Raw genomic sequence first — 15,009 nt, 5'->3', positions numbered from 1 at the left:
CCAGACGGGTTGCCGAGCACGCGCGGCATCGGCGCGCCACGGTGACGGGACTGGCGGATGCGCGCGCCGCATTAGCGTGCCGAAGCGTCCCCTCGCTGCACGATCTGATCCTCGACGCGTTGCGCGAACTGCTCCTGACTCGCGACTGGTCCGCAATAACGCTCTCCGACGTGGCGCGCGCCGCCGGCATCAGCCGTCAGACCATCTACAACGAGTTCGGCTCCCGCCAAGGCCTGGCGCAGGGTTACGCCCTGCGACTGGCCGACCAATTGGTCGACACCGCCAAAGCCGCCCTGGACGCTGACGATGGCAGCGTTCACCAGTCGATGCTGCAGGCCTTCGAGGCCTTCTTTGCCGCGACGTCGGCCGACCCGCTAGTGAAGTCGTTGTTGGCCGGTGCCGCCAAACCCGATCTGCTGCAACTCGTCACCACCGACAGCGCGCCCATCATCAACCGAGCGTCGAGCCGCCTGGCGACTACTTGTGCCCAGACCTGGCCAGCGGGCAGCGACGACGAGGCGAAAGTCGCATACCGAGCGATAGTCCGGCTCTGCCTGAGCTACATCTCGATGCCACCTGAGGCCAACCGGGACGTGGCAGCTGATCTCGCCAAGATGATGGTTCCTATTGCGGAGGGGACGTCGTCGTAATTCCCTGATTTGCATGGCAACGGCCTCGGCCCCCGGTGAGATCGTTCGCGACAGCGTTCCCGCATGCCCGATAGGAGCGCTTAGCAAAAACTTGTTTCAGCTGACAAAGAATTGTCTCAAGACAGACGAAAAACCCCGTCAGCGTGGTGATGCGGAAGGTATGGCGTGCCGGAGCATTCGCCACCGGCAAAATCGCAGGAGATTGCCTAGTCACGGACTAACTCTGAGTCCTCCGTGGGGCACGTATTTTGCGTTATTTCCGGCCGCGACGGCGAGAGCGATGGAGTGGTAATCGAGGACTTCGCCGAAGGCGCGGGGTATGCGGCCTCCGTCGGCGACACCCGTATCGCCCACGCACGTCGGCGGTGGGTCGTCGTCCTCGTTGACGGGCGGCTGCTGGACACCAGCGGATTTTTGTCGGTCCGCCGACCGGACTCCTGACGGGCGTTATCTCGGCGGATGACCGAAGGCATCGAGCCGCGCGCCGACGATGAGGCTGCGCTTTCGACCGCGCGATCCTGATGCTCGAACCGCCGGCCGGCGAGCCACCAACGCCTGACCCGCCACCGTATCGGGTTTGGCAGGAATGCCGATGCTGCTCGGCTTGTTGACTCCGATGGAATAGCGGACGACAGAATCCCTCGTTTGTTGAGGTCAACAGTTAGGCTCTATCCGTGGCCGCTAAGAAATGCGGTGTTCGATCGGCCGGCGCGGACGGCGACCAGCGCCGTCCAGATTGTGTCGCCGCCGTCCGCTCGCCGAGCCGCGACCCACGGCAGCACTACGCCGCCAGCGCGGCGCGCCGGGCCCGCATCCTGAACATCGCCGCCTGGCTGTCCGTCATGATCAGCGCCAGCTTCATCGCCGTCCAGTTCTTCATGGGCTCGTGGCTGTGGGAAGTCCTCTGGATCAATATCGCCGGCATGCTGATATTCGCGATCGTTCCCATGTTGCACCGCTTCGGCGAGCTGGTGGCGCCGCTGACGTTCATTCTCACTGCCAACATCACGGTGTTCGCGAGTTGCTGGGAAGTCGGCACCGGATCGGGCGCTGAGCTTTTCTTCCTGGTCGGCGCCTGCCTGGTGGTCTTGGTGCTGGGCATCGAGCACATCGTGTTGGCGGGCATCCTGGCCACTATTTCTGCGGCTCTGGTCATCACCGCCGAGCTGGTCATTCCTCGCGACACGGGCTTGCAGCCGCCGTGGGCACAAACGACGGGCTTCGTCATCACCACCCTGTCCGCCTGCGTCGTGGTGGTGGTGACGGTCTGGTTCGCACTGCGCGACACCGCCCGTGCCGAGGCGGCGATGGAAGACCAGTACGAGCGCTCCGAAGCACTGCTGGCCAACATGCTGCCCGCCAGCATCGCCGAACGCCTCAAAGAGCCGGAGCGACGCGTCATCGCCGACAAGTACGACGAAGCCTCGGTGCTCTTCGCCGACATCGTCGGGTTCACCGAGCGCGCCAGCAGCACCCCACCGGCCGACCTGGTCCGGTTCCTGGACCGCCTCTACAGCGCCTTCGACGAACTGGTCGACAAGCACGGGCTGGAGAAGATCAAGGTCAGTGGTGACTCCTACATGGTGGTCAGCGGCGTACCCCGCCCCCGGCCCGACCACGTCCAGGCACTGGCCGACTTCGCCCTGGATATGGCGGACGTCGCTGCCGCACTGAAGGACCCGCACGGACGCGCGGTTCCACTGCGGGTCGGTTTGGCGACCGGCCCGGTGGTGGCCGGTGTCGTTGGGTCCCGCCGCTTCTTCTACGACGTCTGGGGCGACGCCGTCAATGTCGCCTCCCGCATGGAATCGACCGACTCCGTCGGGCAGATCCAGGTGCCTGACGAGGTCTATCAGCACTTGAAGGATGATTTTGTGCTGCGCGAACGCGGCTATATCGACGTCAAGGGCAAAGGCGTGATGCGCACCTGGTATCTGGTCGGCCGCAAGGTGCCGGAAGAGCCCGGCGACGTGCGCGCCGAAGATCCACGCGCCGCGCACGTCTGAGGTCAAAAGCCCCTATCCCGGGACCACCACATGCGCCACACTGGTGCGCATGGAAAACAGTTCCGCGACGTTGCCTCCTCCGAGTTTGCTGCCACATCTCTGGAAGACCACGCTGATATCGGGCGTTTTGTCATTGGCCGTAGGCGTCCTGATCGTGGCGTGGCCGGGTATGTCCGTTCTGGTGGCCGCAATCGCGTTCGGTGTCTACCTCCTGATCACGGGCGCCGCGCAGGTGGCCTTCGCGTTCGCGCTGCACGTGTCGGCGGGCAGCCGCATCCTGCTGTTTATCAGCGGCGCCGCATCACTGATTCTGGCCGTCCTGGCGTTCCGGCATTTCGGTAATGCCGTGCTATTGCTGGCCATCTGGATCGGCGTCGGCTTCATCTTCCGCGGTGTCGCGACCACCGTATCGGCCATCAGCGATCCGGCTCTGCCCGGTCGCGGCTGGCAGATTTTCATCGGCATCATCAGCCTGCTCGCCGGAATCGTGGTGATGGCTTCACCGTTCGATTCGATCATCACCCTCGCACTGGTCGTCGGCGTCTGGTGCATCGTCATCGGCGTATTCGAGATCGTGTCCGCCTTCGGGATCCGTAAGGCCTCCCAAAACCTCAGGTAACCAGCCCGTCCAATCCCTCACGTCAGCGATGGCCAACCACAACTACTACACTGTGTCGTAGCTGTTGGACTATCCCCCGCCCCTCGGGAGTTAACAGATGAACGTCGTGGATATTTCGCGGTGGCAGTTCGGCATTACGACCGTCTACCACTTCCTCTTCGTGCCGCTCACCATCGGCTTGGCCCCGCTGCTGGCGATCATGCAGACGGCCTGGATGGCCACCGGCAACGTCGCCTGGTACCGGCTGACCAAGTTCTTCGGCAAGCTCTTCCTGATCAACTTCGCCATCGGCGTAGCCACCGGGATCGTGCAGGAATTCCAGTTCGGGATGAACTGGAGCGAATACTCGCGGTTCGTCGGCGACGTCTTCGGCGCGCCGCTGGCCATGGAAGGCCTGCTCGCGTTCTTCTTCGAATCGACGTTCCTGGGTCTGTGGATCTTCGGCTGGAGCCGGTTGCCCCGCCTGCTGCACCTGGCCTGCATCTGGATCGTGGCGATCTCGGTGAATGTGTCCGCGTTCTTCATCATCTCGGCGAACTCGTTCATGCAGCACCCGGTCGGCGTTCATTACAACCCGCAGACCAAGCGCGCCGAGCTGAACAGCATCGTGGCGCTGCTCACCAACAACACCGGGCTGACGGCGTTCAGTCACACCGTCACCGGTGCGTTGCTGACGGCCGGCACATTCGTCGCCGCCGTCAGCGCGTGGTGGCTGGTGCGGTCGCAGACCACCACCGTGGACCCTGGCACCCGGGCGATGTACCGACCCGCGACCGCGCTGGGCTGCTGGGTGGTGTTGCTGGCCACCGTCGGGCTGTTCTTCACCGGCGACCACCAGGGCAAGCTGATGTTCCAGCAGCAGCCGATGAAGATGGCGTCCGCAGAATCGTTGTGCGACACCCAAACCGATCCGGACTTCTCCATCCTCACGGTCGGGCGGCAGAACAACTGCGACGCCCTGACCCGGGTCATCGAGGTGCCCTATGTGTTGCCGTTCCTCGCAGAAGGCAAGACCGAGGGCGTCACGCTGCAGGGCGTGCGCGACATCCAGAAGAACTACGAACAGCGGTTCGGGCCAAATGACTACCGCCCCAACCTGTTTGTCACCTACTGGTCGTTCCGCGTGATGATCGGGCTGCTGGCGATCCCGGTGTTGTTCGCCTTGCTTGCGCTGTGGCTCACCCGGGGTGGGCGCATCCCCAACCAGCGCTGGTTCGCCTGGTTCGCGCTGCTGACCATTCCTACGCCGTTCCTGGCCAACATCGCCGGCTGGGTGTTCACCGAAATGGGCCGTCAGCCTTGGATTGTGGCCCCGAATCCCACCGGAGATCAGAACGTTCACCTGACCGTCGCGGCCGGCGTCTCACACAACACCCCCGCCATGGTCGTCACCTCGCTAGCCACCTTCACTCTGGTCTACGCCGTCCTGGCGGTCATCTGGTTCTGGCTGCTCAAGCGCTACATCGTCGAAGGGCCGCAGGAACACGACGCCGAACCGGCCGCACCGCCGCCGGAGGACCAGGACTCCGACCAAGAGCAGGTCAAAACCCTGTCCTTCGCCTACTAGAGCCGCAAAGGAGCTGACACGTGAACCTTCAACAGTTGTGGTTCGGCCTCATCGCGGCGCTGTTCCTAGGCTTCTTCGTCCTCGAAGGGTTCGACTTCGGGGTGGGCATGCTGATGGAACCTCTTGCCCGCGTCAGTAAGGGCGACCGGGAAGCTCACCGGCGTGCCGCGCTCAACACCATCGGCCCGGTGTGGGATGGCAACGAGGTCTGGCTGATCACTGGCGGCGCAGCGATGTTCGCGGCGTTTCCCGGCTGGTACGCCACCGTGTTCTCGACGCTGTACCTGCCGCTGCTGGCGATCCTGTTCGGCATGATCTTGCGCATCGTGTCGATCGAGTGGCGCGGCAAGGTCGACGACACCAAGTGGCGGGGCTGGGCCGACTTCGGCATCGCGATTGGATCGTGGCTGCCCGCGATCCTGTGGGGCACGGCGTTCGCAATCCTGGTGCGTGGCCTACCGGTGGACGCCGACGGCCAGGTCAACCTCGCGATCGGCGATGTGCTCAACCCCTACACGCTGCTGGGCGGCGTGGCCACCGCCGCGCTGTTCCTGTTCTACGGCGCGTTGTTCGTCGCACTGAAGACCGCCGGCGGCATCCGCGATGACGCTCACCGGTTCGCCCGCTGGTTCTCCCTGCCTGCCACCGCCTTGGTTGCGGGCTTTGGGGTTTGGACGCAACTGGCCTACGGCAAGGACTGGACCTGGGCCGTGCTGGGCGTGGCAGTCCTGGCCCAGCTGGCGGCGGTGCTGCTGGCGTGGCGGCAAGCCTCCGACGGCTGGGCCTTCCTGTGTGCCCTGCTGGTGGTCGCCAGCGTTGTGGTGCTGTTGTTCGGCGCGCTGTTCCCCAACCTGGTGCCCTCGACGCTGAACAGCCAGTGGAACGTCACCATCTACAACGCCTCGTCGACGCCCTACACACTCAAGATCATGACGTGGGTCGCCGCGATCATGACGCCGTTGACGGTGGCCTATCAGGGATGGACGTATTGGGTCTTCCGGCAACGCATTTCGGCCGACGGAATACCGCCGTCGATCGGTCTGACCAGGCGCCCGTCCTGAGCGAGAGAGGCTCTCGGGCACCGCTGGACCCGCGGTTGTGGCGGGCGTCGGACGCGCTGCGCCGTTACCTGGCCGCCGAGGTGGCCTGCGCAGTGGTGATCAGTGGCTGTGCAATAGTTTCGGCGATCATCCTCGGGTCCGTCGTCGCGCGGGTGGCGACGAATCCGTCGGCGCGTAGCCTGCACAGCTGGGTCGGCCCGTTGTCGATCCTGTTGACGCTGTGGATGTTTCGCGCGCTCATCCACTGGCTGCAGGCACGGCTGGGGCAGCGGGGGGCCAGCGCGGTCATCGCCGAGCTTGGCGGTCGGGTACTGACCGCGGTAACCGACCGCCAGCCCAGCGAATTGGCGCTTCAGCGTGACGCCGCCGCGGTCGTGGTCACCCGTGGACTGGACGGTCTGCGTCCCTATTTCACCGGCTATCTGCCCACCCTGCTGTCGGCCGCCATTCTGACGCCGGCCACCGTGGCGGTGATCGCATGCTACGACCTGAAATCCACGCTGATCGTGGTGATCACGCTGCCCCTGATCCCGATTTTCATGGTGCTCATCGGCTTGGCCACGGCACAGCGATCGGCATCCTCGCTGGCTGCCATGACCACACTGCAGTCCCGCCTGCTGGATCTGGTCGCCGGCATTCCCACGCTCCGCGCCCTGGGCCGCGCGTCCGGCCCCGAACGTCGCATCGACGAACTCAGTGCCGCCCATCGCCGTTCGACCATGGCCACCCTGCGGATCGCGTTCCTGTCGGCGCTGGTGCTCGAATTGCTCGCAACCCTGGGTGTGGCCCTGGTGGCGGTCGGCATCGGCCTGCGCCTGGTGTTCGGCGAGATGAGCCTGAGCGTAGGCCTGACCGTGCTGTTGCTGGCCCCGGACGTGTACTGGCCGCTGCGACGCATCGGTGTGGAGTATCACGCGGCCCAGGACGGCAGGGCCGCAGCCGACAAGGCCTTCGCTCTCATCGGCGACCCTGAGTCACCGCAATCGGGTCAGCGAGCGGTGACCGCGCGCGGCGCGCAGATCCGTATCGAGAACCTCTGCGTGGCCGGGCGGGACGGCTACTCACCGCACGATCTGAGCGCGGTCGTCGAACCGGGCGAGGTGACCGTGCTGACGGGCCACAACGGCGTGGGCAAGACCACTACGTTGCAGGTGATCGCCGGCCTCACGCCACCGTCTTCAGGCCTTATCACTGTCAACGGGATCTCCATCGGTGAGCTGGAACCCACTCAGTGGTGGCGTCAGATCTCGTGGCTGGCCCAGCGCCCGGCGCTGGTCCCGGGCACCGTCCGCGAAAACTTGCAGCTGTTCGGCGTCCTCGACGATCTCGAGAGTGCCTGCAGCGCAGCGGGGTTCGACACAGTGTTGGCTGAGTTGCCGGCCGGGCTGGACACCGAACTGGGCCGCGGCGGGGTGGGGCTGTCGCTCGGACAGCGGCAGCGGTTGGGCCTGGCCCGGGCGCTCGGGTCGCCGGCGCCCGTGTTGTTGCTCGACGAACCCACTGCCCACCTGGACACCGACACCGAGCAACGGGTGCTCGCGGCGATTGTCGCGCGCGCCCGCGCCGGAGCGACGGTGGTGGTTGTCGGGCACCGCGCGCCGGTGGTCGCGATCGGCGACCGGGTCGTCGAGGTGGTCGCCGCGAGTGAGGCGCGTTATGCACCGGTCTAATCCCCTCCTGTTCACCGCGGATCTGTTGCGTCCCCGACTCCCCCGCCTTATCGCCGCCGTGGCGCTGGGAGTGCTGGCGCTGGGCAGCGCGCTCGCGCTGGCGGGAGTGTCGGCGTGGCTGATCACGCGGGCCTCCCAGATGCCGCCCGTGCTCGACCTGTCCGTTGCGGTCGTCGCCGTGCGCACCTTCGCGATCTCACGTGGCGTGCTGCGCTACTGCGAACGGCTGGTCACCCACGACGCGGCCTTACGGGCCGCCGGCACGGCCCGCGCGCAGATCTATCACCGGCTGGCCACCGGGCCGGTCGCGGGCGCCGTGCGCCTGCCCAGCGGAGAGTTGGTGGCCCGGGTGGGCGCAGACGTCGACGCGCTGGCCGACGTGCTGGTGCGGGCGCTGGTGCCGATCGGTGTCGCGGCGGTGCTGTCGCTGGCCGCCGTAGTGGTCGTCGCGATGATCTCACTGCCGGCAGCCGTCGTGCTCGCGATCTGTCTTCTGCTGGCGGGCGTGGTCGCGCCCTGGTTGGCCGGGCGAGCCGCATCCACTCAGGAAGCCGTTGCCCGCCAACGCCATTCCGAGCGGGACAGCGCGGCGATGCTGGCGCTCGAGCACGCGCCGGAACTCAAGGTCGCGGGTGTACTGCCGAACGTCATCGCCGAATCGCGGCGACAGCAACGGGCCTGGGGCACAGCACTAGACGCCGCCGCCAGGCCGGCCGCGATTGCCGAGGCCGTGCCGACGGCGGCGATCGGCGTCAGCGTGATCGGCGCCGTGGTGGCCGCACTCGCGATGGCGCCCGCCGCGGCTCCGACGACGCTGGCCGTGCTGATGCTGTTGCCGCTGTCGGCTTTCGAAGCGACCGGCACTCTTCCGGGCGCGGCGGTCCAATTGACCAGGTCCCGCATTTCGGCGCGCCGCCTACTGGAGCTGGTCCCGCCGGTCGCCCCGACCGGCACACAAAAGCTGACTCCGGCAAGGCATTTGGGTCGGTTATCCGCTCACGCGAGCGTCGGCCACCCGGGCGCGCCCACGCTGCACGTCGCGATCGACCTGCCACCGGGCGCGCGGCTGGCTGTGACCGGTCCCAGCGGCTCCGGCAAGACGACTCTGCTGATGACGCTGGCTGGGCTGTTACCGCCCGCGCAGGGACAGGTGACGCTGGACGGCATCGACCTGCAACGGATCGCCGAAGACGAATTACGGCGCGCGGTCGGCTTCTTCGCCGAGGACGCCCATATCTTCGCCACCACCGTCCGGGACAACCTGCTGGTGGCCCGCGGTGACTGCGACGACGACGAGCTCCTAGCGGCCCTGACCGCTGTCGGCCTGGACGGTTGGCTGTCGGGCCTGCCCGACGGTCTGTCCACCGTGCTGACCGCTGGGGCGCAGGCAGTCTCGGCCGGCCAGCGCAGGCGGATGTTGCTGGCCCGAGCGCTGCTCTCCCCCGCGTCGATCGTGCTGCTCGACGAACCCACCGAACACCTCGACGCGGCCGACGCCGACCGGATCCTGCGTGCGTTGTTGTCCGGAGATACCGAACTGATGCCGGCCACCAGAACGGTGGTGGTGGCGACTCATCACCTTCCGGCTGACGTCGATTGCCCCGTCACAGCTGTCGCCGGCGCGGCATGAACTGTAGCGTGAGTCAGCGACACACCGCGGGATTAGTATCGGGGCGTGCCAGCGAAACGTTTCACGGTAGGCGTCGTGGCGATCGCCGCGGCGGCTGCCGGAGTGGTCGGCTTAGGGCCCTCTGTCCCGTCAGCCTCCGATGTCCGACCCGTCGTGTTCGCGGCGCCCCTGCCGCTCGATCCGGCAGCCGACTTGCCCACTGCTGGCCAACTATTCGACCTACTCAACGCCTTGCAGGACACCACCGTCCCGTTCTCGGACAAGAGCCATCTGGTCGAGGGCGGCATCAGCCCCATGGAGGCCCATCTGGCCGATGCCCGGCTGAAACAAGCTGTCGCACATGGCGAATTGCCGTTGAAGGCCACCGTGACCAACATCCTGTCCACCGGCGCCAACACGGTTTCGGCTGACGTCACGATCTCCGGCCCCAAGCTGAACCCGGTGACCCAGAACCTGACGTTCGTCAACCAGGGCGGCTGGAAGATCTCCCGAGCTTCCGCCGTAACGTTGCTGGAGGAAACCGGCGCGGCCAGAAGCTAATCCGGTGCTACCGGAAGCTCCGGGCACACGGTGCGGTAGTCGATGTCCGGAGAGACCCAGTCCCGCCACTGACGATGGCTCATGTTCCCAGTGATCTTGTCGCACAACAACTCCGACCATGCGTTAGGCCCAGGCCACACCCGCAGCGTCTGATCCTGGCTGCCCGACACCACGCGGCGTCCGTCGGGGCTGAACGCCACACTGGTGACAACGGCGGTGTGACCGGTCAGCGGCGCACCCACCGCCGCACCGGTGCCGGGGTCCCACAACCGGACCGTGTGATCGGCGCTGCCGGAGACGATGTGGCGCCCGTCGCGGCTGTAGGCCACCGCACGCACCACCGCGGTGTGACCGGTCAGCGGCGCACCGATCGATGCGCCCGTGACCGCGTTCCACAGGCGAAGCGTCTTGTCCCAGCTGGCGCTGACGATGCGCGCCCCGTCCGGGCTGAAGGCCACGGCGCGCACCGGCGCGGTATGTCCGGTCAGCTGTTCCCCCACGGGCGCGCCGGTCTGCGCGTCCCACAGGCGCAACGTCTTGTCCCAGCTGGCCGAGACGATGCGCCGACCGTCCGGACTGAACGCGACGGCCTCCACGAAGCCGGTGTGACCGGTCAGCGGGTTGCCGACCGGGGCACCGGTGGCGACATCCCACAACCGCAGTGTCTTGTCGGTGCTACCGGAGGCGATGTGCCGCCCGTCGGGGCTGAACGCCACGCTGGTCACGGCGCTGGTGTGGCCGGTCAACGGTGCACCGATCGGAGCGCCGGTGGCGCCGTCCCACAGCCGCAGCGTGCCGTCGTCGCTGCCGGAGACGATGCGCGTGCCGTCCGGGCTGAACGCCACGCCGGTCACCTTGTTGGTGTGTCCGAGCAGGGGTGCACCGATCCCCGCCCCGCTGCCGGCGTCCCACAGCCGCAGCGTGCCGTCGATGCTGGCGGAGACGATACGACGTCCGTCCGGGCTGAATGCCACACTCTCCACGCCGTTGCTATGACCGGTGAGCGCCAGACCGAGCGGCGCATCGGGCACGGCGTCCCACCAGCGCCCGGTGTCGTCGGTGCTGCCGGAGACGATACGACGCCCGTCGGGGCTGTACTCGGCGTCGAAAACCGGACCGCTGTGCCCACTCAGCGGCGCGCCGATCGCGGCGCCGGTGGCGGCGTCCCACAAGCGCAGGGTGTCGTCGGCGCTGCCGGAGACGATGCGTTGTCCGTCCGGACTGAACGACACACTGAGCACCTGGTCGGTGTGCCCGGTCAGTGGCGCGCCGACCGGTGCGCCGGTGCCGGCGTCCCACAACCGAACGGTGCCGTCCCAGCTCGCCGTCGCAATGCGGCGGCCGTCGGCGCCGAAGGCCACGTCGACCACGTCGTCGGTGTGGCCGGTCAGCGGCGGGGCAGCTGCGGGCCCGGTCGCGACGCTCCACAACCGTGCCGTGTTGTCGGCGCTGCCGGAAGCGACGTGGCGCCCATCCGGGCTGAACGCCACCGACGTGACCTGGTCGGTGTGGCCGAGCAGTGCCGCGCCGATCGGTGCGCCGGTGCCCGCGTCCCACAGCCGCACCGTCTTGTCCCAGCTGCCGGACACGATGCGGCGCCCGTCGGGACTCACGGCGACGCCGGACACGGCGTCGGTGTGCCCGGTCAGCGGCACCCCGACCGGCGCGCCGGTCACGGCATCCCAGATCCGCACCGTGTCGTCGCGACCGCCGGAGACGATCCGGCTGCCGTCGGGCGTGAACGCCACGCTCGACACCGCTTCGGTGTGGCCGACCAGGGGCGCGCCGACGGGTGCTCCGTTCGCGGCGTCCCACAACCGCAATGTGTTGTCGCTGGCGGAGACGATGCGACGTCCGTCCGGGCTGAGCGCCATCACCCCGGAGGACGGAGCCAGCGGGAAGATCTTCAGCGTGCTGCGCCGTGCGACCAGAGTGTCGAGCAGGGCGCCCAGTTCGGTGGCCGGCGCGATCACCGGGGCGGCGAGGATCTGCTGGATGGCCCGCACGTCACCGCCGGGCGCGATCCCGGCCAGCATCGTCTGCGCCTGGGAAGTCAACTTCAGCGCCACCGCCTGATCGCGCTGATGGACGGCCTGCTGGCGCTGGTGCACCGCCTCCCGTTGCTGGACGACCGCGAACACCGCAGCGACCACGGCAACCACCGTCAACACCGCCATGCCAGCGATCGCGGCGGCCCGTAACCGGCGAAACCGTTGCCGTTCACGCAGATCGTCACTGGCCAGTTGATCTTTGGGCACGCCGTGAATCGGCGCGGCCAAAGCGGTGATCTTCTCCCGCAGCGTCGCCGCATGCGGATTCCACGGGGCGTTATCGCTGACGTCGATGAAGAACGGCTCTGCCGGCAACACGCCCGGTTCGGTCAGCACCGGCACCGCGGCGCTCGACGTTGCGGGATCGAACCGCTGGTGTTCGGCATCCCAGTGCAGCCGGCCACCGGCGAGTACCAGCAGCAGCCGGTCGCGGCCGCCGCGCTCGAGCCAGTAGCTGACTTCCCGGTTGACCCAATACGATTCGGCCGCCTTGTCCGACAGCACCGCGACCAGAAATCGGGACCGGTCCAGGGCGTCGGTGATCTTGCCCCACAGGTCCGGGCTGACCGTCAGATCCGTGTCGTCGCGGAACACCCGCAGCGCCCGCAGCTGCCCCAGTCGCCGTCCGATACGGTGCATACCCTGCTGAATCCCCGCTGCCGCCCGACGGTCATGGCGCGTGTACGACAGAAAGGCGTCATAGTCACGCGCACGTGACGCGGGGGCCGGAGGCGGCGGCACAGGTTATCTGCTCGGTGCAGGGAAGTACTTCAACACGCCCTCCTGTGCGACGGTTGCAATGGCCTGTCCGGAGCGATCAAAAAAATGCCCGGTGCCCAGTCCGCGCGAGTCGGCGGCGACCGGCGACGAGGTGGAGTACAGCACCCAGTCGTCGAAATTGACCTGGCGGTGAAACCAGACCGTGTGATTGGCCGAGGCGGCGAAGATGCGGTCGTACCCCCACGACAGGCCGTGGGTGGTAATCACCGAGTCCAACACGGTGGTGTCCGAGGAGTACAACATCGCCGCGGTGTGCAGCACCGGATCATCGGGCATTGCGCCCGATGCTTTGAGCCAAACCCGGTTGTAGGCAAGGGTTTCGCCCTTGTCGCGCATGACCCAGGACGGGTCGTTGGTGTAGCGCCAGTCGACGGGCTGCAGCGCGTTCACGAAGTGCGGGAGCCTTTTCTCATATCCGCGCAAGAGCTCGCCGAGGGGGGGTACCGATTCCGGTTCGGCGACCGCCGGCGGCTTGACGCCGTGCTCAAGACCCCGCCCACCGGACATGTAGGAGACCATCACCGTGCACAGCAACGTGCCGTCCTGTACCGCATCGACGCGCCGGTTGGCGAAGCGCCGCTCGTCGCGCAGCCGCACGACGTGGAATTCGATGTCCTTGTGCGTGTCGCCGCCGTTGATGAAGTGCACCGACAGGGCGCTCGGCGGCAGGTTGGCGCGGATCAGCGTGCGGGTGCTTGCGATGAACGACTGCGCCACCAGCTGACCGCCAAACGTACGCATGGGGTTCTTACTGGGGTGAGATCCGACGAATCGGTCGTCGCCGACACCGTCAAGGTCCAGCACCGCCAACAACTCGTCGAAGTCAGACACGCGGTTAGACGTCGTCCTCGCCAATGCGGTGCACGTGAATCAGGTTGGTCGAGCCCACCGTGCCGGGAGGCGCCCCGGCGACGATGACCACCAGGTCGCCACGCTTGTAGCGCCCTAGCTCGAGCAGCGACTTGTCCACCTCACGGATCATGCCGTCGGTGGACTTCATGTGCGGAACGATGAAGGTCTCGGTGCCCCACGTCATAGCCAGCTGGCTGCGCACCTCCGGCAGGTCGGTGAACGCCAGCAACGGCAGCGGCGTGTGCAGGCGGGCCAGCCGCCGGACCGTGTCGCCGGACTGGGTGAACGCCACCAGCGCCTTGGCGTCCAGGCGCTCGCCGATGTCCCGCGCGGCGTAGGAGATCACGCCTCGCTTGGTGCGCGGCACGTGCGTCAGCGGCGGCGCGGCGGTCGAATTCTCCTCGACCGCGCAGACGATGCGCGACATGGTCTTAACCGCCTGCAGCGGGTACTTGCCGACAGAGGTTTCGCCGGACAACATCAGCGCGTCGGCGCCGTCGAGCACGGCGTTGGCGACGTCGGAGGCCTCGGCCCGGGTGGGCCGGGAATTCTCGATCATCGAGTCGAGCATCTGGGTTGCCACGATGACCGGCTTGGCGTTCTCGCGTGCCATCTGGATGGCGCGCTTCTGCACCAGCGGCACTTCTTCGAGCGGCAGCTCGACACCGAGGTCACCGCGGGCCACCATCACCGCGTCGAACGCCAGCACGATGGCCTCAAGGTTGTCGATCGCTTCGGGCTTCTCCAGCTTGGCGATCACCGGTACCCGCCGGCCGACCCGGTCCATCACTTCGTGCACCAGCTCGACGTCGGAGGGCGAGCGCACGAAGGAAAGCGCCACCATGTCGACGCCCAACTCGAGTGCGAACGTCAGGTCCTGAATGTCCTTTTCGGACAGCGCCGGGGCGGACACGTTCATCCCCGGCAGCGAGATCCCTTTGTTGTTGCTGACGGGGCCGCCTTCGACGACCTTGCACACCACGTCGTCGCCTTCGACGCGGTCGACGATGAGTCCGACCTTGCCGTCGTCGACGAGCACCCGGTCACCGGGCGTGGCGTCTTCGGCCAAGCGCTTGTAGGTGGTCGAGACCCGGTCGTGGTTGCCGGCGCAGTCAGCGACGGTGATCCGGACGGTTTCGCCGTCGGCCCAGTAGGTGGGCCCGTCGGCGAAACGCCCCAGCCTGAGTTTGGGGCCTTGCAGATCGCACAGGATGCCGACGGCGCGGCCAGTGTCGTTGGACGCGCGGCGGACACGGTTGTACGCGGCTTCGTGATCCGCATAGTCGCCGTGGCTGAAGTTCATTCGGGCGACGTCCATTCCGGCTTCAACGAGTTCACGGACCAACTCGTCGGTGGGGGTGGCCGGCCCTAGGGTGCAGACGATCTTTCCGCGTCTAGTCACGACGACAAAGCATAGTCGCGCTCAATGGCATCAGCGTGACTGGAAGGTTTGACGCGCGTGGCGGCCCGGCGCCTCGAGCGTGCAGCCAGCTTCATGTTCGGCGCCTCAATGTCAAGTGGTTAGTGCAACGCGGTTAGGCGGCTTGATCGAGCAGGGCTGCTAAGCGTTGGGCGGGGGTGTC

Annotated in this window: 12 protein-coding genes; 9 read left to right on the top strand and 3 right to left on the bottom strand. The window is 67.0% G+C overall.

All coding sequences use genetic code 11. The features are described 5' to 3' along the window. Positions 1-41: 41 nt before the first annotated feature. From AWC08_RS00320 to AWC08_RS00280, 9 genes are all read left to right on the top strand, one after another. On the top strand, positions 42-650 hold the full coding sequence (locus tag AWC08_RS00320) for a TetR/AcrR family transcriptional regulator (protein ID WP_069434405.1): 609 nt from the start codon (positions 42-44) through the stop codon (positions 648-650). A 234-nt stretch (positions 651-884) separates the two neighbouring features. Continuing rightward, positions 885-1,091, top strand: coding sequence for a hypothetical protein (locus AWC08_RS00315; protein ID WP_069434404.1), 207 nt, complete (start codon positions 885-887; stop codon positions 1,089-1,091). A 233-nt stretch (positions 1,092-1,324) separates the two neighbouring features. Continuing rightward, positions 1,325-2,656 carry an adenylate/guanylate cyclase domain-containing protein gene (locus AWC08_RS00310; RefSeq protein ID WP_069434403.1) on the top strand — a complete coding sequence of 444 codons (1,332 nt, stop codon included), beginning with the start codon at positions 1,325-1,327 and terminating at the stop codon, positions 2,654-2,656. Between the two features lie 49 nt (positions 2,657-2,705). Beyond that, on the top strand, positions 2,706-3,275 hold the full coding sequence (locus AWC08_RS00305) for an HdeD family acid-resistance protein (protein WP_085087269.1): 570 nt from the start codon (positions 2,706-2,708) through the stop codon (positions 3,273-3,275). Positions 3,276-3,372: 97 nt separating this feature from the next. Next, positions 3,373-4,842: a cytochrome ubiquinol oxidase subunit I gene (locus AWC08_RS00300; RefSeq protein WP_065133462.1), complete on the top strand. Its 1,470-nt coding sequence runs from the start codon at positions 3,373-3,375 to the stop codon at positions 4,840-4,842. A gap of 20 nt (positions 4,843-4,862) precedes the next feature. Next, the gene (gene cydB / locus AWC08_RS00295) at positions 4,863-5,903 is read left to right on the top strand and encodes a cytochrome d ubiquinol oxidase subunit II (protein ID WP_065133463.1); all 1,041 of its coding nucleotides are present in this window, start codon (positions 4,863-4,865) and stop codon (positions 5,901-5,903) included. A 56-nt stretch (positions 5,904-5,959) separates the two neighbouring features. Continuing rightward, positions 5,960-7,573, top strand: a complete 1,614-nt coding sequence (cydD, locus tag AWC08_RS00290; RefSeq protein ID WP_069435179.1) for a thiol reductant ABC exporter subunit CydD — start codon at positions 5,960-5,962, stop codon at positions 7,571-7,573. Next, complete coding sequence (gene cydC / locus AWC08_RS00285; protein ID WP_065133464.1) at positions 7,560-9,203, top strand: thiol reductant ABC exporter subunit CydC; 1,644 nt, start codon at positions 7,560-7,562, stop codon at positions 9,201-9,203. Before cydD ends, cydC begins: the two co-directional genes overlap by 14 nt. A gap of 45 nt (positions 9,204-9,248) precedes the next feature. Next, positions 9,249-9,743, top strand: coding sequence for an MTB12 family secreted protein (locus AWC08_RS00280; RefSeq protein WP_065133465.1), 495 nt, complete (start codon positions 9,249-9,251; stop codon positions 9,741-9,743). On the opposite strand, the gene AWC08_RS00275 is transcribed toward AWC08_RS00280, so the two are convergent. From AWC08_RS00275 to pyk, 3 genes are read right to left on the bottom strand one after another with little or no spacing between them, the layout of a single operon-like run. Then, complete coding sequence (locus AWC08_RS00275; RefSeq protein WP_082986269.1) at positions 9,740-12,535, bottom strand: TIR domain-containing protein; 2,796 nt, start codon at positions 12,533-12,535, stop codon at positions 9,740-9,742. The two genes, AWC08_RS00280 and AWC08_RS00275, sit on opposite strands and share 4 nt — an antisense overlap. Positions 12,536-12,538: 3 nt before the next feature. Beyond that, entirely contained in the window at positions 12,539-13,405 is an 867-nt protein-coding gene (locus tag AWC08_RS00270; protein WP_083271385.1) for an acyl-CoA thioesterase II, read from the bottom strand. A gap of 4 nt (positions 13,406-13,409) precedes the next feature. After that, the gene (pyk, locus tag AWC08_RS00265) at positions 13,410-14,828 is read right to left on the bottom strand and encodes a pyruvate kinase (RefSeq protein ID WP_065133468.1); all 1,419 of its coding nucleotides are present in this window, start codon (positions 14,826-14,828) and stop codon (positions 13,410-13,412) included. Between the last annotated feature and the right edge of the window lie 181 nt (positions 14,829-15,009).

Source organism: Mycobacterium gordonae, assembly GCF_002101675.1.
GTDB lineage: Bacteria > Actinomycetota > Actinomycetes > Mycobacteriales > Mycobacteriaceae > Mycobacterium > Mycobacterium gordonae.
Note: the sequence above shows the minus strand (reverse complement) of the source record. Positions and strands in the feature narration are given on the sequence as shown.